Here is a 20,630-nt window from a genome sequence, read left to right as displayed (position 1 = left end):
GACTATCGCACGATATACAGTGAGTCTAGCTAGGTCACACGCCGATGACATCACTCTGGCTTTTAACGGTTATTTTTAAATGGGAAAGCTTCAAAACACCGGGCAGAACTGCGCGTCCATGACGTCTTCACAGCGCGGCGAACGGCGGAAATCGTCGTAATAGAGCGTCCATTCCTTGTCGTCGGCTGCACGGTACGGGCCAAATTTGAAATATTGATTCTTGCCCAGTCCCTTGTCGGCATGGCCAATATGGCCCTTGACCGTCACGATCCATTTGTTGTTGGCAAAAATCTCGACATGGCCCGAGCCGTCAGGTCCGGGCTTCGTGTAGATCGCAAAGTCGATCCAGCCCGAATCCGGCGTCGGCAGCTTGTTGCCGCGATCCGTCACCGTCATGGCGCTGGTGCAGGTGGAGAATTGCTTGCCGTTCTCGGCCGACCAGTTCGAATCGGTCGCCACGAGGGCGCGCATCTGGTTGGTTTCAGGGCGCAGCCACACCGGTGTCTGTCCGCCGGCGCACGCCGGATCCGCCGCGATTCCATTCTTTTTGGCCGGCGCGATGTAATTGGTCTCGATGGTGGCGAACAGCTTTCCCTGGTTGAGCCGCAGCGCCAGAAAGGGGCTGAAATCGCCGACCGCCTTCGGCCCGATCTCACGTTTCCACTGGGCAATCAGATAGCGGTGATCGTCACTGGGAATGGGATCGGCAAATTTGACGGCAAACCCGTACCAGACCCCCTGGTTGTAGGGCACGCGCTTGTCGGTCTTTTCCCAGATTTCCGCCCGTTCGCTGCAATTGTGCTTCGTGCCCGGACACAATGGCTTGACGCTCAGCTTGAGGGCGCCGCTGCCGTTACGCGTGACCTCGGATTGAAATTCAACCGTTCCGGCGCTCTGCTCGAAATTCTTGCGGTAGTAGAGGCCGCCGGCCGGCGAAAAGTCCTGACCATCAAAACGGTCGATGAGCACGTCGCTCCTTGGCTCTGCGCCGGCTTGGGATGAGAGAGTCAAACTTGCAGCCAGGGCAGCCATCAGAACGGTCTTTCGCTTCATTGCATGAACTTCTCCAGAAGGGGCCTCTGATCCTGTGTTTTCGCATCGCGGTGCAGCAGCATGACCTGTTCCGCTTCCGACAGGCCGTCATAGGCCACTTCATCAAAGGCATCTTCCGCCACGACAGTAGCCGATTGTTTGGGCAGGAGAACAGTGACCTTTTGCCCGACGCCGCGCAATTTTTCTTCGCCGAGGGTTGTCCAGTCGCCACCGCAATAGTTGGCGAACGCCTGGCTGGCGACGATTTCGCGCGAATACTTCTTGGTCAGGCCCTGCAGCCGCTGCACCTCATTGACGGCGGAACCGAAGGCGGAAAAGGTCAGGCGGTCCTTCAGGCCGACATTGCCGAACATGACATTGCCCACATGCAGGCCGATGCCGTAGCGGATGTCGCTGAGGCCGTCCTTGCGCCGGTCGCGATTGAGCTCCGCCACGCGGGCCTGTGCCTTGAAAACAGCCGAAAGAGCCGCCTGACAGGCAACCTTTGAAGCGTCCTTGTGCCGGCCGCAGGGGTAGACCGCAAGAAAACCGTCCCCCATGAAACTGAGGATTTCGCCGCCGCCGCGGTTGAATGGCGCGGCGATCGCATCGAAGAAATGATTGAGTGTGTCGATATAGGCCTGACGGCCTTCCCGTTCGGCCAGCATGGTCGACTGGCGCATGTCGCCCATCACCAGAGCCGCCCGGATCGTTTCGCCGTCACCCCGGCGAATCTGGCCGTTGAGAACGCGCTTGCCGGCATTGCCGCCGAGATAGGTGGTCAGCATGTTGTCGGCGAGCTTGCCGAGAACCGCCATTTTGGCAGCAACGGCCAGATGGTTCTGCAGCTTCAGCAGTGCACCGATCATGCTTTCGCTGAAACCCGCGCTGCTGTCCGTTGACCAGGAGCCCATCATGCCCTGGGTCGACTCGCCACTGAAGGGCTGCACGAACGCCAGATAGTCCGTTACGCCCTGCTTCTTCAGCTCGTCAAAGATGGGGAATTCATGCGGCCCGTCCGCATCGATGCGCCGCCGCACATGTTCAAGGTTGTTGCACAGCAGATAATAATAGGGGCTGAGCAGAAAACGTTCGGGTTTCTCGCCCGCATTGTGGCGATAGCCTTCCACCACGAGCCCGCTGGAGCGCTGCCAGGTGAAGCCAAGCGCGTCGTAGAGCGGGTGCAGCATGGAGAACGTCAGGTGGACACGGGCAATCGGCAGGCCCGCCGCGGCAATGCGTTCACAAAAACCGCGTATGATTGTCTCAAGATTCTCGCCGGCGAGAGAAGAACGTGTGAGCCAGTCTGCGACCTTGTCGAGAAGTATGGTGGAAACATCCGTTTGCGTGCTCATCACTCGTCCTTGTCCTTGCGAACCGCGTCCAGCTTCGATGCGCTGTTCCGTGATCGGCCGGGCACATGAAAAATCATACCCAAAACAAGCAGATACGGAGACAAGATGAGCGAACCGGACAATGGTGTCAACGCTGGCAGCGGGGTCGCCGGCAACAATTGCACTGCCCGGTTCTGTTCAAATGGATGGCTGGCTGGCGGTTCTCTATCGATCCTGATTGCGTGCTGGCACTGAAATGGGCATGTCACCGATCTGAAACAATAGAGGCGCCGGGGTTAATTCACCGGATCGGCGCGCACTCCTGACAACCTCCTGTCAGCAGCCTGCTGGCGCGGGCTTGCCGTCGCATCAACTGTTTGTGACAGGCCGGACGCAGCCGGCCTTGCTTGACAGCGGTGGCCGGAGCAGCCATCTAAACCGGACGAATTCCGGGCCGCCACTGCGCCCTCAACCGCATCCGCTCACGCGGCGTGCTTCGCAAAGAAGAGATCGCCTTGGCCGTTTCCTCCTCTCCCTTCTCCGACCTTTCCGCCAAAATCGACGCGCGCACCGCCCAGGCTGGGGTGATCGGGCTGGGCTATGTCGGGCTGCCGCTCGCCATCACCCTTGCCCAGAGCGGGTTTTCGGTGACCGGCTTTGATATCGATCCGAAGAAGATTGTCGCCCTCGACGCCGGCCGTTCCTATATCGAGGCGGTCACGGACGCGGCGCTCGGTGCGCAAACGGCGCAGAACCGGTTCCGGTCGACAAGCGATTTTGTCCGGCTCGCCCAGTGCGACGTGATCGTCATCTGCGTACCGACACCGCTGACGAAACATCGCGATCCCGACCTGTCCTTCGTCGAGGCAACCTGCCGCTCGATTGCCGCGGCGCTCCGGCCCGGCCAGCTTGTCGTGCTCGAATCGACGACCTATCCCGGAACAACCGATGATGTGGTCAAAACCATTCTGGAAAAGACCGGTCTCACATCCGGCAAGGACTTCTTCCTCGGCTTTTCCCCGGAGCGGGAAGATCCCGGCAATCGCGATTTCCAGACCTCGACCATACCGAAAATCGTTGCGGGCGATGGCGAGGAAGCCAGCCGGCTGATGCAGGCTTTCTACGGTGCGGCGGTCAAGACGGTTGTTCCCGTCTCGTCCAACGCCACGGCCGAGGCGGTCAAGCTGACCGAGAACATCTTCCGGGCGGTGAACATCGCGCTCGTCAACGAACTGAAAACCGTCTACGCCGCCATGGGCATCGACATCTGGGAGGTCATCGAGGCGGCCAAGACAAAGCCCTTCGGCTACATGCCGTTTTATCCCGGCCCCGGCCTCGGGGGCCACTGCATCCCGATCGATCCGTTCTATCTCACCTGGAAATCGCGCGAGTACGAGCTGCCGACCCGCTTCATCGAGTTGGCAGGCGAGATCAACTCGGCCATGCCGCGTTATGTGGTCGGCAAGTTGGCGGAAGCGCTGGATATCCGGGCGGGCAAGGCGCTCAGCCGCTCACGCGTGCTGGTTCTCGGGCTTGCCTACAAGAAGAACGTGCCTGATATCCGTGAAAGCCCGTCGCTGCGCCTCATCGAAATCATCGAGGAGCGCGGCGGCCATGCGGACTACCACGACCCGTTTGTCAGCGAGATACCATCGACCCGCGAATATATGGCGCTGAAAGGCCGTGCATCCGTGCCTCTGGATGAGAAAACGGTGAAATCCTACGATGCCATTCTGGTTTCGACCGACCATGACGACGTGGATTATGCGGCGCTGGCCGAATGGTCGCCGCTGATCGTCGATACACGCAACATTTTCACCAGGCGCGGGCTCGCCGCCGGGCATATCGTGAAATCCTAAGGTCAGGACAGCTTGGCCTTGAGATTGCTGGCCGCCATGGCGTAGCCGCCCGATGCCCCGTCGATGAAGTGCATGTGATTGCGCGATAGGGGGGTCGGGACAAGACAGGTCATCAGGGCAGAATCCTGCCGGTGCAGGCCGAAGCGGGCGATGCCCGCCTTCGATGCCTTTTCCAGCAGCGCCTCAATGCGCTGCAACCGGGCCGGATCGATATCAATCGTCATTTTCAGACCATCGTCGAATTTGCGAAAATCCGAGTTCCGCGCGACGTCGCGCTTGTACTGTTTCGGATCAAATTTCCCCCAATGCAGGCCAAGCCTGTCCATCGCAACGGTCAGGCCGATCTGACAGAGTATCGCGATTTTGCGAAGAAGGCGTTGCCCCCTGGGGGCCGTGGCGCGTGCTTCCGTCTCCACACCGCTGGTATTGAATGCAATGGGCGGTCCATCCGCCGGCAAGGGATGCGCGCCGCGATTCTGTTCGGCGGCAATCGCAACGACATCGGCAACAAGCTGCTGGAACGCCGCCGTTGCGCCGGCGTCGCCGGGAATGGCGATGATGGACAGGATTTCGCCATTGCGTGCCACTATCGGATTCCACCGGCAGGAAAGCCCCGTCAGATCCGGGCGCGATCCGGAGGGACCGGCGGCGATGGCATATTTGCCGGCTTTCATCTGCGCTTCCGCCCAGCTGCTGCCGCCGCCCGTAAACATCGCGTAGAAGACTTCGGGACTGGCACTGAACCGGGCAACGCGCACGTCAAGGCCTTGCGCCTTGATCTCGCTCATCGGCACGAGGGCGGCACGCAGGGTCAGCTGCAGGTCCTCACGCACCCAGGCCTGAACCGAGGCAAGCGCTTCACGCGCCTGCACGGCGGCGGAGGCCGGAATGGCGACAAGCGCGCCATCGCCGCCGAAGACGAAAGGGTAGTTGTGCCTGCCCAGAGCATTGAGCAGGGCGGAGATGACGCTTGCGCCTGCCATGTTCACGGCCTTGTAGCGCCCGGCTTCGATCGCCCCGGTCGAGCCGACAATATCGGCTACCGCCAGTATCCAGTCGTTGGGGAGCGGCCGATAATTGCCCGCATCCGCCACGCCTTCGAAGTCAACGAAGACAGGAAGCGAGTCGAAGAAATCGTCGTTTGCAATGGCACCCATGCAAGGCAATTAGCACATTGTGCGGGAACAGGCGACGGGCAGGATGAATGTACGGCGATGAAGCGGGAATAACCGGCCTTGCCGGCAACCGCTGCGGGGCCGCTTCCCGGCCAAAGGCAAGCGCGCGAACCATGCGCGCAGCGGTTGTGGATACGGCTGGCGCGATCGCAACAGTCGGGCGCCTGTGCCCGAATTTTGCGGCAAAATGACCGAAAATACCGGAAAATGTGGGTTAAAGGAAACGCGCGTTTTCTGGTTTGTCAGGATTGATACTGACAATCAAAGCTTGGCAGGCAGGGTTCAACCATAAATTGCCTTTTGCAGCATTTATGTGAAAAACTGCAAATACAATTGTTCATCGTCTTGTCTGCCTGCCTGTCTCGTGCGAGCATGAAGGGGCTTTTAATCCCATGCGATGAAAAGCCATCTGAAATCCAGAAGAATACCGTTGCGGAAGCCGGCACTTTGCGGGCCAAGAGGAATGACTTGTATCCAATGCTGCTTGAACTGGCTCATTTTCCCGATTTTCAAAAGGGCCTGTTCAAGGACGTGGTGGCTTCGGACACGCTTGCAATGCTCCACGAGGTCAAACAGCAGACTGGCTGCCGCCATATTGCCCATGTCGGGCACCCGGAACCGCGGCCTGGCAGCGATGTGGTCGATGAAAATGTCCCGCTTCTGATGACCTATCCGGTCAGCTGGATGTTGCGGTATTTTGCCAAGGACTATCTCAAGATCGATCCGGTGATGCAGGGGATGACGCTGTTCCAGCCGCGTGCCGACGCGCCCGGCACGATCTGCAACCTGACTGGCGACGCCGTCCCTTCGCCAGCCGTAAAACGCTATCTGATGGACGCGGAACGGCGCGGGCTTGGCAACCTGTACCTTGCGATTTGTGCGACGAATGCCTTCGGCTTCCGCGGGATCACGCTCTTCACCTTCGACGTCGAAAAGGCTGAACAGGGTGCCTTTGTCGAGCGCAGGCGCAAACAGTTATCGGCAGCTTCGGCGCGTATCCACAACGCCCTGCACGGCACCCGCAATCCGGCCCTTGCCGCGATCATCTCCAATCTTTTGACCAGGCGCGAGATCGACTGCCTGTTCTGGGCAGCCAATGGCAAGACGGATGGCGAGATCGGCGAGATTCTCAATATCGCGCGCTGGACGGTGGTTACCTATCTGCAGAACGCCAAGAACAAGCTGGGCTGTTCCAACAGAACATCGACCGTGGCGACGGCGCTTGCTCTCGGCGTGATCGACATACCCACCGTTGCCAAGGCCTATCTGTAGGAAGGCGTTTATTGCGCCTTTGCCGATGCCGACAATTGCGGCAGGCGTGCATTCTCGAAGGCCTGGGCCAGCAATGCGGTGTTTTGCGTGGGACTATGCCCCGTTTCGGCAAACCGCAGATGGTGCAGATCGATCTCGGTGCTTTCGGAGGACAGCGTCAGCCGGAAATAGGCATTGACCCCCATATTGCTGAACTCGAGATCGAGCATCACTTTCGGCGCGGTGTTCCAGTCCAGTGCATATTCGCCGCCAAGACCGAACGTCAACGTATCGGGATAGAATGTCAGTTCCGTCGCTGAATTGACGATATCGGCGATGTTGCCGAACAGTTCACACCGTATGAAGGCAATATAGTCGGCAACATCCACAAGACGAAGATCATGGATGACCTCTGTCAGATGGTTTGAAATGATATCAACCCGGGCAACCGAATACTGCGTTCTTTTCATCTGCTGTTTACCCGATTGGAAACGGTTTTATTATTTACGTCGTACATTAACGAATTGGATCAGTTCTGCCACGGCTTTATAGAATTCTGGTGCAATGGCATTGTTCACTTGCACTTGCTTGTACAACGCGCGCGCCAGTTGCACATTCTCGAAAACCGGTATGTCATTGGCTTCGGCGATCTCCCTGATTTTGAGAGCGATCAGATCCTGCCCCTTGGCAACCACGATAGGGGCCGGATCTTTCGCCGGGCTGTAGCGTAGAGCAACGGAGAAGTGTGTCGGATTTGCGACGATCAGCGTGGCCGTCGGGACCGAGGCAATCATGCGCTGGCGCGCCCGGTCACGGCCGAGCGAGCGCAAGCGGGCCTTCAGCAGCGGATCGCCCTCTGCCTGCTTGTGCTCGTCCTTGATTTCCTGCTTGGTCATGCGCAGTTCGCTGCGCCAGTGAATACGGGCCCAGGCAAGGTCGAAGGCTGCGAGCGCGGTCACCGCAATCGTCACGGATGCCAGAAGCCGGGTGATGTTGCTGCGGATGAGCTCGGGCAGCTGGCTGGGTTCGGTGATGATCGTGTCGACGAAGAAATGGCTGCTGCGGAAGAACATCATGAAAACGATGATGCTGGCCGCCGCGAACTTGAAGACCGACTTGAGGAATTCTATGCGGCCCGACGCGCCGAAGATGCGTGTCCAGCCCTTGGCAATGGATACGCGCGAAAACTGCGGCTGTATACGGTCAAAGACCATGCGCGGGGCATTCTGCAGCACCGATGCGAGGATGCCGGCGGTGGGAATGATGATGAACACGGGAAGCAAGGCCGCACCCACGGCCAGGCCGACGATGCCGAACAATTGCCGGGCATCCTGCGCGCTGTTGAGCCGCCATTCCTCGGGCTTGTCGAGCAGGGCCGAGAGGAACGCCACCAGTTTCGAGCCGCTGGGCACGGCGACGAAAACCATGATGACGAGAAAGGCGGCGATGGAGGCGAGGATCGGCGCTTCGCGCGAGACGGGCAGATTGCCCTTCTCGACCGCATCACTGATTTTCTTCTCAGTTGCTTCCTCGGTTTTACTCTCTTTGTCGGGCCCGTCCGACATGCTCTAGCAGGCCCTGCCGATCATGTTTCGGATTCTTGCGGTTCGAGCTTGAGCTCGCCGCGTTCGGCCAGGGCAATGGCGGTGCGGGCAATGGCGCGGCGCGCTTCCGTGACCGTGTTGGCATTGATGTTGGTCTGGCTGGACAATTCGGTTTCAACCATGCGCCGTCCGCGTGTGGACAGGGACTGGAGGATGAGTTCCTGCAGGCGCGGCTCGCAGCCATGCAATGCCGAGGTGACCACATCCGTCTGGATTTCATCGAAAAGGATGAGGCGCGCGCGCTGCGATATGCGCACGATATCCTCGAAGGTGAAGAGCTTGGCCTTGATCTTGGCAAGGTCTTCCGCGCCCAGATCGGTGAGGCTCGCCAGCAGCTCGTCAATCTCCGATTTTTCCAGCTGGTTGATGATGTTGGCAACGGTGCCGTGATGGCTCTTCTCGGAACCCGAATTGTCTTTTCCGGTGACCTCGCGCTGCAGGATGCTTTCCAGCATCGCGATCGTCGATGGACCCACCTTGCGGATATGCAGCGTGCGCTGAATGATGGCACCACGTTCCTGCGGTGCAAAGCCGATCAGCAGCCGGGCCGCGATATCGGAAGGCAGGCGCGAAATCACATAGGCCGTCACCTGGGGATGCTGCGTTGACAGATAGGCTTGCAGGACGTCGAGCGGCACGCGCGGCAGGATATCCCAGACGGATTCCTGCGTCAGCAGTTCGGGGCGGCGGTTCTCGATCACCGCGCTGGCCTCTTCCGCCGACAGCGTTTCGCGCAGCAGCCCCTCAAAGCGCATGCCGGCTTCCGAAACCGGCGCGCCGTCGGCAAAGGCGTTCTCGAATTCCTTGACCAGCTCTTCGAAGTCGCCGGGGGTGATCGGCTCGAGCTTGCGGGCATGGCCGGCAAGCGAGCGCAGATCGTCCGCATTGAAATGCTTGAGAAGCCGCGAGGCGGATGGCCGCCCGATCGCCACAAGCAATGCGGCCACCTTTTCCGGGCCGCTCAGGTCCTGGATGGTGCTTTCGCCCTGAGGTGTGTCTTGATCGCTCATGCGGTCTGGCTTCTCGTGCTTGTAGGGGGGAAGGCGGCGCGGCGGCGGATGACTTAGCTGCCGCTGCCGATGACTTCGGTGAGGCTGACGCCGAAGCGCGAGGAGTCGTCTTCGAGGACGATGACTTCACCGCGTGCGATCACCCGCCCGTTGACGACGATATCGACGGGATCGCCGATCTGCTTGTCGAGGGTCACGACGGCGCCGCGGCCGAGCTTCATCAGATTGGCCACCGGCATCGACGTGCTGCCGAGAACAACCTGGACGTCGACGGGAATGCCCATGATGAGATCGATGTTCGGCTTCGATCCCGCAGGTTTGCGGCTTGGTTGCGGTTCATCGCGCTTGAGATCTTCGATTGCCTCGTTGAGCTCGTCTTCGATGGAATTCTTGTCGGAAATGGCCATGATGGGAAATCCCGTTCACACTGGGTTAAAGGACGGCATTCGCCACGTCAGCACTGCGGACGATGCGATTGACGAACACGGGCAGGACTTTCGCCGGAGCCGCGGGCTGGTTGTGGATAGGCGCGCCCTGACGAAGCTCCGCCGGGGCTGCCGGAACCGGCTGCTGCGCAAAAGCGGGTGCGGCAGCGCGCTGGGCGGCATCGACGGCCGGGAAGGGGCGCACATTGTCCTTGAACTCGTTCTTCGCGCGTTCAACCATGCGGATGGTGCGCGTCATTTCCGAACGGGCGCGGTCGGAATCCTTGAGCTTGGCCTCCAGACGCACGCTTTCGTCCCGGCAGGTTTCACGCTCGTTCTGCAGGAAGAGCAGCGCCTGCTCGAGGCTCCGGGCCGAACCGGCCACCTGTTGCGCCATGGCGCGGCTCATGGCCGTCAGCCGGTTGGCCTTGCGCAGGGCAACGAGGAAGACCACAAGCCCGGTTGCGATCAGGGCGGCGGAAATGAGATTAGCCAGCAGCAAGCTCATCGAGCAGGTCCTCTTCTTCATTGATCGGATCGGTGATGCGCACGGTGAATGCCGTGCCGGTCTTGCCCAGACGGCATTTGTAAAGTGCCTGTTTGCCGCTGCGCAGGCGTACCTGATTGATCGCATCCTTGGGCAGCTGCAGGATCTGGCCGGGTTTCAAAAGGGTGATCTGTTCCAGCGTCATGGACCCCTGCTGGATGAAGGCCTCAATGTCGATATGGGCCCGGCTCACCTCAAGGCGCAGCTTCTTTGCCCAGGTCGGATCGGAATGGTGTGCCGGCTGTTGCAGCATCCGCGCGATGGCGTCCTGCATGGGACGGAAGCTCGAACGCGGCATCATGATGATGATCTGGCCGCTGTGTCCGCCAACCTTGAGCAGCATCGTGCAGCATATCATGCGCGTATCGGTCACCGAGGCAACCGAGAAATGCGCGGCTTCCGTCAGTTCGGCGATCTGGAACAGCGTGTCGCTGCCACCCGAGAACATGTGATCGAGCGATGCGGTGACGTCGGTGAAGATCTGGCGGGCGATGCCAAGGTCGACCGAGGTCATCGGGCGATGCGGCTGGTGGTCCTGGCTGGCGCCGGACCCGAACAGGGCATCGACCCCGCAATCGACAAAAGCCCGGTCGGCAGCCAGCAGCAGACGCGATGCCCATTTGACGACCTGCACGGTTCCGATCAGTCCTGAGCGCATCAGGGTGCTGGCAATGGCATCCTTCTCGATTGATTCCATGCGCACGAATTCGGCCGCAATGGCGACGTCGGACTGGCTGGTTATTTTGCCGGCAAACGTCGTTGCAAGGTCGCGAAACACCGCCTCGAGGGATTTGAGATCGTCCACCGACATGCCGGCGGCGCGCAGGATGCTTTCCGCAAGCACGTCCGGTCTTTTCTGTTCTGTCTCGACATCCATTGTTCAGCCTACGCCGCTTGCTGCATCGGAACGGTGGAGATGGTTTCCTGCTCGACCACATCGATGGACGGACGATCATAGGCCGAAATCGTCTTGCGTCCATATTCGAGCGCGATCTGCGGCAGGGCGCCGTTCATGTAGGCGAGCAGTGTCTGCTTGACGATCATGTAAAGGCGGTTCTGCTTCTCGCGCGTCGTCTTGATCTTGGTGGCAATCGGGCCGACCACACCATAGGAAAGGAAGATACCGGCGAAGGTGCCGACCAGCGCCGCGCCGATCAGATGACCCAGCACTTCCGGCGATTCATTGAGGGCGCCCATGGCCTTGATCACGCCCAGCACCGCAGCAACGATGCCGAGTGCCGGCAAACCTTCCGAAATGGCCACCATGGCATGGTAGGGCTTGAGCTTGTCGCGGGAGATCGTGTGGATTTCCTCATCCATCAGCGCCTCGATTTCGTGCGAGCGCGCATTGCCGATGATGATCAGGCGGCAGTAGTCGCAGATGAACTGCGTCAGATCATGGTTCTTCAGAACGCTCGGAAATGCCTGGAAAATCAGTGATTCATTGGGATTGTCGATGTGGACTTCCACCTCGTTGCGCGACTTGGCGCGCAGTTCCCGCATCAATGCGTAGAGGACGCCGAGCACATCAAGGTAGTCGCGCTGTTTGGGAACCTTGTTGGAGAAGGCCTCCATGCAGGCGCGTCCGGTATCCTTGACCGCCGAAAACGGATTGGCGACGAGGAACGTGCCGAGCGCGGAGCCGCCGATGATGACGAATTCCCACGGCTGCATGAGAACACTCACATGCCCGCCCATGGCAATGAAGCCGCCAAGGAGACATCCCATCGTTACCACAAGTCCAACAAGGATTCCCAAAGCGCTCTCCTGCAAATATTGCCAGCGGCCGAGGAGTAGCAAGTCCGGCTTGCGTGAACCTTGCATGGAGACGCAGGTTTGTGGTCGGGGTGAAATTGCGCGGACAGCTTCAGGCAAGCTTGCTTTGGCACAGATAGGCGAAAGCCGTGGGAGTGCCGTTGCCATGATCAATACGATGACCAGTTATAAATTGATCTCGTCGAACCTGACGCGTTCGCTGACGAGGGTGGCGGCCGAACCGGTCGTGCAGCGCGATACGGACTACTACCTGAAGAATATCGGCAAGGTCAAAACCATTGACGATTTCATGAAGGATGACCGGCTGTATAAATACGCCCTGAAGGCTATCGGGCTTGAGGACATGGCTTTCGCCAAGGCCTTTATCCGCAAAGTTCTCACCGAAGGTACCGGCAAGGACAGCTTTGCCAACAAACTGACGGACAAGCGCTACCTGGAGTTTGCCACGACGTTCGATTTCGCCAAACTGGGCGACAAGGCAACCAGCCAGCCGGCCGTGCTCAAGCCGGTGACGGACAAATATGCCCGCCAGACACTGGAGCAGGAAGCCGGGCAGGACAATGAAGGCGTGCGGCTTGCCCTGTATTTTGCCCGCAAGGCGCCCACGATCACCAATGCTTATGAAATTCTCGGCGATAAGGCACTGCTCAAGGTCTTCCAGACAACCTTTTCCATCCCGACGCAGGCGTCCAACATGGATATCGACCGGCAGGCCAAGATGGTCACCGACAAGCTCGATCTCGCATCTCTCAAGGATCCGGCGAAGCTTGAGAAATTCCTCACCCGGTTTACGGCTATGTATGAAATGAACAATCCCTCGACTGCCTCCACCATTCCCTCGCTGCTTTTCGGCGGGGATACCACCATCGGCATTTCGCAGAATATCCTGACGATCTTGCAGTCGTTCAAGCTGGGTGGCCGCTGATGGAAAACTCGATCTATGTCGGCCTGTCCTCGCAGATATCGCTGGAGCGCCGCCTGGATGCCCTGGCGCACAATGTGGCGAACATGTCGACGCCGGGGTTTCGCGCCACGGGCATGAAATTCGAAACCATGGTGTCGAAGGCGGCCGAGGATTCGAGCTTCGTTTCAGCCGGTCAGAGCTATATCAAGACGGATGCGGGCCCGATCACCCAGACAGGCAATCCCCTGGATATCGCTGCAAAGGGCGACGTATGGTTTTCGCTGCAGACACCGGCCGGGCAGGTTTTCACCCGCGACGGCCGCATGCAGATGACAACGACCGGCGAGCTGCGCTCGGTCAAGGGTTACCCCATCCTGGATGCGGGCGGCCAGCCCCTGGTCATCGACCCCAATGGCGGTCCGCCGCAGATTTCCGCCGATGGGGCGGTCTATCAGAACAAGCGCCAGCTGGGCTCCATTGGCCTGTTCACGATCAGCCCCAATGCCAAGCTGACCTATTTCGACAATTCGGCTGTCATTCCGAGCATTACCGCGCAGCCGACCATCGACAATCCGCATGCGGGGGTTGTTCAGGGCGCCATCGAGGGATCAAATGTCGATGCGATCGGCGAAATGACCCGGCTCATGAGCGTTACCCGGGCTTTCGAGCGGGTCGATGCCTTGCTGCGCGGCAATGAAGGCACCTTCTCCGAAGCCATCAAGACACTTGGATCGAAGACCTGATGCACCGTCTCCTTGAACCGGCGGGATAAGCATGCAGGATCTTGAAGCAGCCCTGCCGACGATGAGCACCGGGACGGGCAGTCTCGAGGCGCTGGCCCGGCTTGTCTCGCAGGTCGTGACGGCTCCGGCTCCCGTGGCCGTCGGCGGTTATGTGAATGAGGTGTCACGCTCCGCCATCGGCGTGCGCGGCATTTCGGAACGGGCGCAGCTCGGCGACATGGTGACCATCCGCAGCGACAACCGGCTGCACCCGGCCGAAGTCGTGCGGATCGAGCAGTCGCGCGTCCTGGTCAAGCCGTTCGATGACCGGATCGTGCCATCGCTCGGAACGCCCGTCTTCCCCGAGGGGCCGTTTCGCATTGCCCCGGCGCCCGACTGGAAGGGGCGGGTCATCAACGCCCTCGGTCTACCGCTCGACGGCAAGGGTTTGCTCACCGCAGGCAATAATCCCAAGCCCGTGGATTGTCCGGCTCCGCTCGCCATGAACCGCAGCCGCGTCGAAATCGGCCTGCGCACCGGCGTCAATGTCGTCGACGTCTTTGCGCCGATGTGTTTCGGCCAGCGCATGGGTGTCTTTGCCGGGTCCGGCGTCGGCAAATCCACGCTGCTGGCCATGATGACCAAGGCAACGGATTTCGACACGGTTGTCCTGGCGCTGACGGGCGAACGCGGCCGCGAAGTGCGCGACATGCTCGAAGACACCATGGCCGGCAAGCTTGGCAAGACGGTCACTGTTGTTTCGACCGGCGACGAAAGTCCGATGATGCGCCGGCTTGCCCCCAATACGGCAACGGCCATCGCCGAATATTTTCGCGATCTGGGCGACAATGTTCTGCTGATCGTGGATTCCGTGACGCGTTTTGCCCATGCGGCGCGCGAAATCGCCATTGCCGCGGGTGAACCGCCGGTTTCGCGCGGCTATCCGCCGAGCGTGTTCAGCCAGTTGCCGCGCCTGCTTGAGCGCGCCGGCCCCGGATTGTCGGACAGCGGTACGATTACCGGCATCTATGCCGTTCTGGTCGATGGCGACGATCACAATGATCCGGTGTCCGATGCGATCCGCGGCACGCTGGACGGGCACATCGTGCTCGACCGCGCTATCGCCGCGCAGGGCCGTTTTCCGGCCATGGATATTCTCGGTTCCATTTCGCGCCTGGCGCAGCACAACTGGTCGCCGGAACAGGCGAAACTCGTCACCAGCATGCGCGGCCTCATTTCGCGGTTCGAAGAGACCCGCGACCTGCGGATGATCGGCGCCTATCAGGAGGGGGGTGATCCCCTGCTCGATCAGGCCGTGCATCTGGTTCCACGCATTTACGACGCTATGCAGCAGACACCGGCCACGCCGCTTTCGCTGGATCCCTACAGCGATCTGGCAGCGGCGCTTCGGCCAAAGGAGGGGGCATGACAAAACAGAAGACCACGGGCCTGGCGCCTGAAAGCGATCCCGCAACGGAAATTCCCGCACCCCGCCAGCGCGACAAGCGCTTTGACGGCTATATCAAGGGTGCTGGATTTGTCCTTGCAACCATCTGCGCCATCCTGCCCTTCGTGATGTATTACGACATCTGGGAAGCACGGCCCAAGCCGGAAGCCACAGGCAAAACCGTTCGGGACCCCCTGGACCGGACAAACCAGAAGGTCGTGCGCAAGAACAACGGCACCGAAGTGTCGTTGTCGAGAACGAAAACCGGCGAAGTGGACCTCATGACCACGGCAACCACCTCTGCCCTGACCGGCGATCGTCTGGCCGGGATCAATGCCGCCAGCAAACAGCCATTTCCCGACAAGCCGGTGTTCCTGGTGCGCGAAGTGGTCGGCGGTCTGGTGATGATCGAAGACAATACCGGCTACTGGTTTGTCGAGAAGGGATCGCCCTTGCCGGACGGAAGCACCCTGGTTGCGATCGAGCGCGGCAATGGTAACGGTTCGTGGCAGATCAAGACATCCGACGGCGAAGTGATCAGCCGAACCAATTGATCAAATGCCTCTTTGTCCATGCATAAGTTCCGTGGCTGTCGCCGCCGCAAGTCTCACGCAAGATTGACCGCATAGAGTGACCTCAATTGATTGGTCCGGGACGCGAGGCAGGCACATGCAGGGGATTCATCTGTTCGAATTGGCATCACGTCAGGCCGAGTGGCTGTCCGTCAGGCAGGCCGCGGTTTCCGGCAATGTCGCCAATGCCAATACGCCGGGTTTCAAGGCGCGGGACGTGGAGCCGTTCAAGGACGTGTTGCAGCAGACGCAGCTGACCATGGCGGCGACAAATGCGAAGCACCTTGAAATCAATGCATCCGGCATCGCCGCCACCGCGCTGCGCAAGAATGAAGTGACGGAACAGAACCATTCGAAGAACACGGTCAGCCTCGAAGGGGAAATGGTCAAGTCCGGCGAGATCAATCGCCAGTTCGCGCTCAACACCAGCATCGTGAAGGCGTTTCACCGCATGATGCTCTCCGCAGTAAAGGGCTGAAACAGATGTCAGATCCGCTCCAGGCCGCGCTCAAGGTTGCCGCTTCCGGCCTCAATGCCCAATCGACCCGTCTGCGCATCGTCTCCGAGAATCTGGCCAATGCCCAGTCGACCGGCAAGACGGCGGGCAGCGATCCATACCGCCGCAAGACCGTTTCCTTTGCCACCGAGCTCGACCGCGGCAGCGGCGTCGAGACCGTGCGCATCGCGGAAGTCGGGCATGACGTTTCCGCCTTTACCGAAGAATATGATCCAAGCCACCCGGCCGCCAACGCCAAGGGCATGGTCAAATATCCAAACGTGAACATGGTCGTCGAAATGGCGGACATGCGCGAAGCCAACCGCTCCTACGAAGCCAATCTCCAGGTGGTCAAGCAAGCACGTGAACTGATTGCCATGACCGTCGATCTCTTAAGGAACTCCTGATGATAGACCAGCTTCTCAGTGTATCCACCCGCAACGCGCTTTCCAAACTATCGGAAACCGTCAATCAGACATCCATGCCCGGTGCCGCGTCGCCGGCGGCAGCCGCAACCGGTCAGCCGTCCTTTGACAACATTCTGTCGCAGCTCACCGGCAAACTCCAGAATGCCGAAGCGGTTTCGCTCAAGAGCATGACCGGCGACGTGCCGACGCGTGATGTCGTCAACGCGGTCATGGATGCGGAAAAATCGCTCCAGACGGCCATCGCCATTCGCGACAAGATCGTCCAGGCCTATCTCGAAATCAGCCGTATGCCGATTTAAGGAATCAGAATGAAAGCGCTCACCATTGCTGCGACCGGCATGAATGCCCAGCAGCTCAATTTGGAAGTGATTGCCAACAACATCGCCAATATCAACACGACCGGGTTCAAGCGCGCAAAGGCCGAGTTCTCGGACTTGCTGTATCAGACGGAGCGCAGCGCCGGTGTGCCGAACATGGCAAACCAGAGCATCATTCCCGAGGGCGCGATGGTCGGGCTCGGCGTGCAGACCTCGGCCGTCCGCAACCTGCATATTCAGGGCGGGCTCAATCAGACGGGCAATCCCTTCGACGTGGCGCTCAAGGGCCGCGGCTGGTTCCAGATCCAGAACACCGCGGGCGAAACGCTCTATACCCGCGCCGGGGCATTCAACACCAATGCGACGGGGCAGCTCGTGACGCTCAACGGCGATCTGGTCGAGCCAAACATTGTTGTTCCGCCCAACACCATTGAAGTGAAAATCACCGATTCCGGCCAGGTTTTTGCCAAGCAATCCGACCAGATTCCGATGATCAATCTGGGCCAGCTGACCATTGCCAATTTTGCCAATGAAGCCGGTCTCGAGCCGCTTGGCGATAACCTCTACAAGCAGACGGATGCGTCCGGTGCTCCGGTTGTCGGCGTCCCCGGTGATCCCGGTTTCGGTACGCTGAAGCAGGCCTATCTGGAAAATTCCAACGTCGACCCTGTCAAGGAAATCACCGATCTGATCACGGCCCAGCGGGCCTATGAAATGAATTCGAAAGTTATCCAGGCAGCCGATGAAATGGCATCGGTCGTGTCGAAGAACCTGCGCTGAGGACGATCATGACGGCGGCAAAGATCATCGGGAACTGGGCTCTTCGCGTGCTGGCACTCAGCCTGTGCGCGCTGGTCTTTTCCGTCGCCGCCCGCGCCGAGCGCATTGCATTCCTGGTGCCTTCCCAGATCATCTATCCCGGCCAGACCATCGGCAATGCGGGATTGACGGAAAAGTATTTTACAATCCGTGCCTCCGCCGCCGCCCAATATGTGCTGTCGCCGGATCAACTCGTCGGCAAGATATCGCGCCGGACACTGCTGCCGGGGCAGCCTATCCTCCTGTCTTCGGTCAATGAACCCGACATGGTGCAGCGCGGGGTTCCGGCGGTACTGGTCTATGATACCGGTGCGCTCGTCATCACGGCGCGGGGCACGCCGCTGGAGCCGGGCCGTGTCGGTGATTTCATCAAGGTGCGCAATATCGACAGCGGCATCACCGTAACGGGCACCATCCTCGCCGATGGGCGCATACAGGTAGGCATGCAATGATGCGGCGTTTCGCGATTGTCCTGTTGGCCTTCCTTGCATCGACCGCACTGCATGCGGGCGAATCGTCGCCCAAGGAAAGGGGCTACAAGACGCCGGCCCAAGCCCAGGCCGCCTGGCAGAAGGACGTCGACGACGGGCGCTGGGGCGGACCGGCTTCCCAGTTCGGCGACGGCGGAGTCATCGCACGGCTCAAGGATATCGCCGCCATTCAGGGCGTGCGCGAAAACCAGCTCGTCGGCTATGGTCTCGTTGTCGGATTGAACTCAACCGGCGACAGCCTGCGCAATGCGCCGTTCACCGAGCAATCCATGCGCGCCATGCTCGATAATCTCGGCATCAGCCCGCCGGCCGGTGCGTCGCGTTCGAAGAATATCGCGGCCGTCATCGTCACCGCCAATCTGCCGCCCTTTGCCGGGCGCGGCTCGCGGATCGACATCACCGTTTCCTCGCTGGGTGATGCCACCTCGCTGTCCGGCGGCACGCTGGTCATGACGCCGCTGGCCGCGGCCGATGGCCAGGTCTATGCGGCGGCTCAAGGCAACCTGATCGTGTCCGGCTTCGCGGCATCCGGTAACGCCGCCACCGTTACGCAGGGTACGCCGACCAGCGGACGTATTCCCAACGGCGCCCTGGTTGAAAGGGAGGTTTCCGGAAATTTCGGCCAGGACGGCGAACTTCTCGTCGAGCTGCGGCAGCCGGATTTCACCACGGTCGTGCGCATCACCGATACGATCAATGCCTTTGCCAAACGGCGGTACAACCAGCCTGTTGCCAAGGAGCGCGACGCCAAGTCGATCCGCCTGCGCAAGCCCAAGGATATCACCGCGGCCCGCTTCCTCGCGGAAATCGAAGGTCTGCCGGTGCCGACCGACGAGGTGGCGCGCGTCGTCGTCGACGAGCGCACCGGGACAGTGGTCATCGGCGAGAAGGTGCGGATATCGCGGGTCGCCATCAGCCATGGCACGCTTTCCGTCAAGGTCACCGAGACGCCGACGATCATTCAGCCGGAACCGTTCAGTGACGGCGTGACGGCGGTCGAACCGAACACCAACATCCAGGTTCGGCAAACCTCCAAGATCGGTGTTCTTGGCGGAACCGATCTTGAAAGCCTGGTGAAGGGTCTCAATCAGATCGGCGTGAAGCCGCAGGGCATCATCGCCATCCTTCAGGGCATCAAGACGGCCGGCGCATTGCATGCGGAGCTGGTGGTCCAATGAGTGTTGCCATGAACGCGCGACGGAAAATCACGGCATCCTCCAAGGCCGCTGCATTCTTGCTGGCAATGTCCCTGCTGCCATCCGCCACCATGGCGCAGGATGCGGCCCCCAAGGATGAAACCGGGCAGGAAATCGGCCGCTATTGCACCAACATCACCGACAAGGCGGCCGATGCGCGCTATGCCATGCAGACGCGCGAACTGGAGCAGCTGCGGGCGGATATTGACAGCCGCATTCAGGAGCTGGAGGCCAAGCGCAAGGAATATGAAGTCTGGCTGAAACGGCGTGACGAGTTCATCGACAAGGCCGAAGATTCGCTGGTGGGCATCATTTCCAAGATGCGGCCGGATGCGGCTGCGGCCCAGATGGCGCTGATGGGCGACGAGCCGGCAGCCGCGCTGCTGCTGAAGCTCAATCCCCGTGTCTCCAGCGTTATCCTGAATGAAATGCCCGCGGAAAAATCCTCGCGTCTTGCCCGCGTGATTGTCGGATCCCGTGTGGTCACAAACAAAGAAAGAACCGCACAATGAAGAAAGCGGCATCCCTGCTTGCCATCGCCGGTGCCGTTGCCCTTTCGGGATGCGCCGACAATTTTCGTGATCTGAACCGCACACCACAGATGTCGCCGGTGGGCGCGGGCGTCGGGCAAAGCTTCAGCGTCTCGGATCCATCCTATTATCCGTCCCAGCCGCAGCCGAAACGCTATTCGCTCTGGCAGGACCGCGCGGCCGGGTTCTTCCGCGATCCGCGCGCCACCAATCCGGGCGACGTTTTGACCGTCAACATTCTGATCGACGAAAAGGCGACGTTCGACAACAAGAACAGCCGTTCGCGCGTCGCCTCATCCGATGTCGGCGGCAAGGCGGATATCAGCGGCAGCGGCTTCTCCGCCGGCAATATCGGCGGCAATCTCGATCTGAAATCCGATAGCCGCACCAAGGGCGAGGGCAAGATCGAGCGGTCGGAAAAGATCGTGCTGAGGGTTGCGGCCATCGTCACCAATATTCTGCCCAACGGCAATCTGGTCATCCGCGGCTCGCAGGAGGTGCGCGTCAACTATGAATTGCGGGTGCTGAATGTCGCCGGCGTCGTACGGCCGCGTGACATTTCCGGCGACAATGTCATTTCCTATGAGAAGATCGCCGAGGCGCGCATTTCCTATGGCGGCCGCGGGCGCCAGAGCGAAACGCAGCAGCCGGCATGGGGTCAGCAGATCCTCGATCAAGTATCGCCGATCTGACCG

General features: G+C 60.2%; 24 protein-coding genes. 14 read left to right on the top strand and 10 right to left on the bottom strand.

Annotation, left to right across the window (positions count from 1 at the left end; translation table 11 throughout):
• Nucleotides 1–90: 90 nt before the first annotated feature.
• Together AC1Q5O_RS19185 and AC1Q5O_RS19180 are read right to left on the bottom strand one after the other, a co-directional pair.
• On the bottom strand, nt 91–1,053 hold the full coding sequence (locus AC1Q5O_RS19185) for a polysaccharide lyase family 20 protein (protein WP_492565130.1): 963 nt from the start codon (nt 1,051–1,053) through the stop codon (nt 91–93).
• Nucleotides 1,050–2,387 (bottom strand): adenylate/guanylate cyclase domain-containing protein, encoded by a 1,338-nt coding sequence (locus AC1Q5O_RS19180; protein WP_223615488.1) that lies wholly within the window; start codon nt 2,385–2,387, stop codon nt 1,050–1,052. The genes AC1Q5O_RS19185 and AC1Q5O_RS19180 overlap by 4 nt, the downstream gene beginning before the upstream one ends.
• A gap of 494 nt (nt 2,388–2,881) precedes the next feature.
• Between AC1Q5O_RS19180 and AC1Q5O_RS19175 the strand changes: the two genes are divergently transcribed.
• Nucleotides 2,882–4,225 (top strand): nucleotide sugar dehydrogenase, encoded by a 1,344-nt coding sequence (locus tag AC1Q5O_RS19175; RefSeq protein WP_492565129.1) that lies wholly within the window; start codon nt 2,882–2,884, stop codon nt 4,223–4,225.
• A 2-nt stretch (nt 4,226–4,227) separates the two neighbouring features.
• On the opposite strand, the gene AC1Q5O_RS19170 is transcribed toward AC1Q5O_RS19175, so the two are convergent.
• Nucleotides 4,228–5,382, bottom strand: a complete 1,155-nt coding sequence (locus AC1Q5O_RS19170; RefSeq protein ID WP_492565128.1) for a DUF3095 domain-containing protein — start codon at nt 5,380–5,382, stop codon at nt 4,228–4,230.
• A gap of 495 nt (nt 5,383–5,877) precedes the next feature.
• On the opposite strand from AC1Q5O_RS19170, the gene AC1Q5O_RS19165 reads away from it, so the two are divergent.
• The gene (locus AC1Q5O_RS19165) at nt 5,878–6,672 is read left to right on the top strand and encodes a helix-turn-helix transcriptional regulator (RefSeq protein ID WP_464664439.1); all 795 of its coding nucleotides are present in this window, start codon (nt 5,878–5,880) and stop codon (nt 6,670–6,672) included.
• Nucleotides 6,673–6,680: 8 nt separating this feature from the next.
• On the opposite strand, the gene AC1Q5O_RS19160 is transcribed toward AC1Q5O_RS19165, so the two are convergent.
• Genes AC1Q5O_RS19160 through motA form a run of 7 tightly spaced genes read right to left on the bottom strand, consistent with a single transcriptional unit; the run spans nt 6,681 to nt 11,995 of the window.
• A complete protein-coding gene (locus AC1Q5O_RS19160; protein WP_492565127.1) occupies nt 6,681–7,121 on the bottom strand; it encodes a BspJ family T4SS effector nucleomodulin in 441 nt (146 codons plus the stop codon).
• 30 nt (nt 7,122–7,151) lie between these two features.
• Nucleotides 7,152–8,216, bottom strand: coding sequence for an EscU/YscU/HrcU family type III secretion system export apparatus switch protein (locus AC1Q5O_RS19155; protein ID WP_464664438.1), 1,065 nt, complete (start codon nt 8,214–8,216; stop codon nt 7,152–7,154).
• A 20-nt stretch (nt 8,217–8,236) separates the two neighbouring features.
• Nucleotides 8,237–9,265 (bottom strand): flagellar motor switch protein FliG, encoded by a 1,029-nt coding sequence (locus AC1Q5O_RS19150; protein ID WP_223615482.1) that lies wholly within the window; start codon nt 9,263–9,265, stop codon nt 8,237–8,239.
• A 53-nt stretch (nt 9,266–9,318) separates the two neighbouring features.
• Nucleotides 9,319–9,672 carry a flagellar motor switch protein FliN gene (fliN, locus tag AC1Q5O_RS19145; protein ID WP_105735218.1) on the bottom strand — a complete coding sequence of 118 codons (354 nt, stop codon included), beginning with the start codon at nt 9,670–9,672 and terminating at the stop codon, nt 9,319–9,321.
• A 25-nt stretch (nt 9,673–9,697) separates the two neighbouring features.
• A complete protein-coding gene (locus AC1Q5O_RS19140; protein ID WP_492565126.1) occupies nt 9,698–10,198 on the bottom strand; it encodes a BAB2_0123 family type IV secretion system effector in 501 nt (166 codons plus the stop codon).
• Nucleotides 10,179–11,114: a FliM/FliN family flagellar motor switch protein gene (locus AC1Q5O_RS19135; protein ID WP_464664436.1), complete on the bottom strand. Its 936-nt coding sequence runs from the start codon at nt 11,112–11,114 to the stop codon at nt 10,179–10,181. The genes AC1Q5O_RS19140 and AC1Q5O_RS19135 overlap by 20 nt, the downstream gene beginning before the upstream one ends.
• 8 nt (nt 11,115–11,122) lie before the next feature.
• Nucleotides 11,123–11,995: a flagellar motor stator protein MotA gene (gene motA, locus AC1Q5O_RS19130; protein WP_319025573.1), complete on the bottom strand. Its 873-nt coding sequence runs from the start codon at nt 11,993–11,995 to the stop codon at nt 11,123–11,125.
• 163 nt (nt 11,996–12,158) lie between these two features.
• Between motA and AC1Q5O_RS19125 the strand changes: the two genes are divergently transcribed.
• The 12 genes from AC1Q5O_RS19125 (at nt 12,159) to flgH (ending at nt 20,627) form a co-directional block, all read left to right on the top strand.
• Nucleotides 12,159–12,938 (top strand): DUF1217 domain-containing protein, encoded by a 780-nt coding sequence (locus tag AC1Q5O_RS19125; protein ID WP_492565123.1) that lies wholly within the window; start codon nt 12,159–12,161, stop codon nt 12,936–12,938.
• A complete protein-coding gene (flgF, locus tag AC1Q5O_RS19120; protein ID WP_223615519.1) occupies nt 12,935–13,660 on the top strand; it encodes a flagellar basal-body rod protein FlgF in 726 nt (241 codons plus the stop codon). The genes AC1Q5O_RS19125 and flgF overlap by 4 nt, the downstream gene beginning before the upstream one ends.
• 31 nt (nt 13,661–13,691) lie before the next feature.
• Complete coding sequence (fliI, locus tag AC1Q5O_RS19115) at nt 13,692–15,068, top strand: flagellar protein export ATPase FliI (protein ID WP_492565121.1); 1,377 nt, start codon at nt 13,692–13,694, stop codon at nt 15,066–15,068.
• Nucleotides 15,065–15,640, top strand: coding sequence for a hypothetical protein (locus tag AC1Q5O_RS19110; RefSeq protein WP_464664433.1), 576 nt, complete (start codon nt 15,065–15,067; stop codon nt 15,638–15,640). The genes fliI and AC1Q5O_RS19110 overlap by 4 nt, the downstream gene beginning before the upstream one ends.
• Before the next feature lie 115 nt (nt 15,641–15,755).
• Nucleotides 15,756–16,136, top strand: a complete 381-nt coding sequence (gene flgB / locus AC1Q5O_RS19105; protein ID WP_346307955.1) for a flagellar basal body rod protein FlgB — start codon at nt 15,756–15,758, stop codon at nt 16,134–16,136.
• A gap of 5 nt (nt 16,137–16,141) precedes the next feature.
• The gene (gene flgC, locus AC1Q5O_RS19100; protein ID WP_492565118.1) at nt 16,142–16,561 is read left to right on the top strand and encodes a flagellar basal body rod protein FlgC; all 420 of its coding nucleotides are present in this window, start codon (nt 16,142–16,144) and stop codon (nt 16,559–16,561) included.
• On the top strand, nt 16,561–16,881 hold the full coding sequence (gene fliE, locus AC1Q5O_RS19095; protein ID WP_492565117.1) for a flagellar hook-basal body complex protein FliE: 321 nt from the start codon (nt 16,561–16,563) through the stop codon (nt 16,879–16,881). Before flgC ends, fliE begins: the two co-directional genes overlap by 1 nt.
• A gap of 9 nt (nt 16,882–16,890) precedes the next feature.
• The gene (gene flgG / locus AC1Q5O_RS19090; RefSeq protein ID WP_472459725.1) at nt 16,891–17,679 is read left to right on the top strand and encodes a flagellar basal-body rod protein FlgG; all 789 of its coding nucleotides are present in this window, start codon (nt 16,891–16,893) and stop codon (nt 17,677–17,679) included.
• An 8-nt stretch (nt 17,680–17,687) separates the two neighbouring features.
• Nucleotides 17,688–18,170 carry a flagellar basal body P-ring formation chaperone FlgA gene (flgA, locus tag AC1Q5O_RS19085; protein WP_492565116.1) on the top strand — a complete coding sequence of 161 codons (483 nt, stop codon included), beginning with the start codon at nt 17,688–17,690 and terminating at the stop codon, nt 18,168–18,170.
• On the top strand, nt 18,170–19,387 hold the full coding sequence (locus tag AC1Q5O_RS19080) for a flagellar basal body P-ring protein FlgI (protein ID WP_492565301.1): 1,218 nt from the start codon (nt 18,170–18,172) through the stop codon (nt 19,385–19,387). Before flgA ends, AC1Q5O_RS19080 begins: the two co-directional genes overlap by 1 nt.
• 89 nt (nt 19,388–19,476) lie before the next feature.
• Nucleotides 19,477–19,917, top strand: coding sequence for a MotE family protein (locus AC1Q5O_RS19075; RefSeq protein ID WP_346307966.1), 441 nt, complete (start codon nt 19,477–19,479; stop codon nt 19,915–19,917).
• Nucleotides 19,914–20,627, top strand: a complete 714-nt coding sequence (gene flgH, locus AC1Q5O_RS19070; RefSeq protein ID WP_492565115.1) for a flagellar basal body L-ring protein FlgH — start codon at nt 19,914–19,916, stop codon at nt 20,625–20,627. Before AC1Q5O_RS19075 ends, flgH begins: the two co-directional genes overlap by 4 nt.
• The last annotated feature ends 3 nt before the right edge of the window (nt 20,628–20,630 follow it).

The sequence above is a fragment of the Phyllobacterium sp. MT110 genome (genome assembly GCF_058792715.1).
The sequence above is the reverse complement of the archived record's forward strand: the minus strand, read 5'-3'. Positions and strand labels throughout refer to the sequence as shown.

Excerpts from the sequence above, each read along its gene's own strand:
- AC1Q5O_RS19165 (WP_464664439.1), top strand. The coding sequence starts at position 5,878 with ATGCTGCTTGAACTGGCTCATTTTCCCGATTTTCAAAAGGGCCTGTTC.
- AC1Q5O_RS19150 (WP_223615482.1), bottom strand. The coding sequence starts at position 9,265 with ATGAGCGATCAAGACACACCTCAGGGCGAAAGCACCATCCAGGACCTG.
- flgG (WP_472459725.1), top strand. The coding sequence starts at position 16,891 with ATGAAAGCGCTCACCATTGCTGCGACCGGCATGAATGCCCAGCAGCTC.
- AC1Q5O_RS19110 (WP_464664433.1), top strand. The coding sequence starts at position 15,065 with ATGACAAAACAGAAGACCACGGGCCTGGCGCCTGAAAGCGATCCCGCA.
- AC1Q5O_RS19080 (WP_492565301.1), top strand. The coding sequence starts at position 18,170 with ATGCGGCGTTTCGCGATTGTCCTGTTGGCCTTCCTTGCATCGACCGCA.
- flgA (WP_492565116.1), top strand. The coding sequence starts at position 17,688 with ATGACGGCGGCAAAGATCATCGGGAACTGGGCTCTTCGCGTGCTGGCA.
- flgB (WP_346307955.1), top strand. The coding sequence starts at position 15,756 with ATGCAGGGGATTCATCTGTTCGAATTGGCATCACGTCAGGCCGAGTGG.
- AC1Q5O_RS19140 (WP_492565126.1), bottom strand. The coding sequence starts at position 10,198 with ATGAGCTTGCTGCTGGCTAATCTCATTTCCGCCGCCCTGATCGCAACC.
- flgC (WP_492565118.1), top strand. The coding sequence starts at position 16,142 with ATGTCAGATCCGCTCCAGGCCGCGCTCAAGGTTGCCGCTTCCGGCCTC.
- AC1Q5O_RS19160 (WP_492565127.1), bottom strand. The coding sequence starts at position 7,121 with ATGAAAAGAACGCAGTATTCGGTTGCCCGGGTTGATATCATTTCAAAC.
- AC1Q5O_RS19125 (WP_492565123.1), top strand. The coding sequence starts at position 12,159 with ATGATCAATACGATGACCAGTTATAAATTGATCTCGTCGAACCTGACG.
- AC1Q5O_RS19185 (WP_492565130.1), bottom strand. The coding sequence starts at position 1,053 with ATGAAGCGAAAGACCGTTCTGATGGCTGCCCTGGCTGCAAGTTTGACT.
- fliE (WP_492565117.1), top strand. The coding sequence starts at position 16,561 with ATGATAGACCAGCTTCTCAGTGTATCCACCCGCAACGCGCTTTCCAAA.
- AC1Q5O_RS19155 (WP_464664438.1), bottom strand. The coding sequence starts at position 8,216 with ATGTCGGACGGGCCCGACAAAGAGAGTAAAACCGAGGAAGCAACTGAG.
- AC1Q5O_RS19135 (WP_464664436.1), bottom strand. The coding sequence starts at position 11,114 with ATGGATGTCGAGACAGAACAGAAAAGACCGGACGTGCTTGCGGAAAGC.
- fliN (WP_105735218.1), bottom strand. The coding sequence starts at position 9,672 with ATGGCCATTTCCGACAAGAATTCCATCGAAGACGAGCTCAACGAGGCA.
- AC1Q5O_RS19075 (WP_346307966.1), top strand. The coding sequence starts at position 19,477 with ATGGCGCAGGATGCGGCCCCCAAGGATGAAACCGGGCAGGAAATCGGC.
- AC1Q5O_RS19180 (WP_223615488.1), bottom strand. The coding sequence starts at position 2,387 with ATGAGCACGCAAACGGATGTTTCCACCATACTTCTCGACAAGGTCGCA.
- fliI (WP_492565121.1), top strand. The coding sequence starts at position 13,692 with ATGCAGGATCTTGAAGCAGCCCTGCCGACGATGAGCACCGGGACGGGC.
- flgH (WP_492565115.1), top strand. The coding sequence starts at position 19,914 with ATGAAGAAAGCGGCATCCCTGCTTGCCATCGCCGGTGCCGTTGCCCTT.
- AC1Q5O_RS19170 (WP_492565128.1), bottom strand. The coding sequence starts at position 5,382 with ATGGGTGCCATTGCAAACGACGATTTCTTCGACTCGCTTCCTGTCTTC.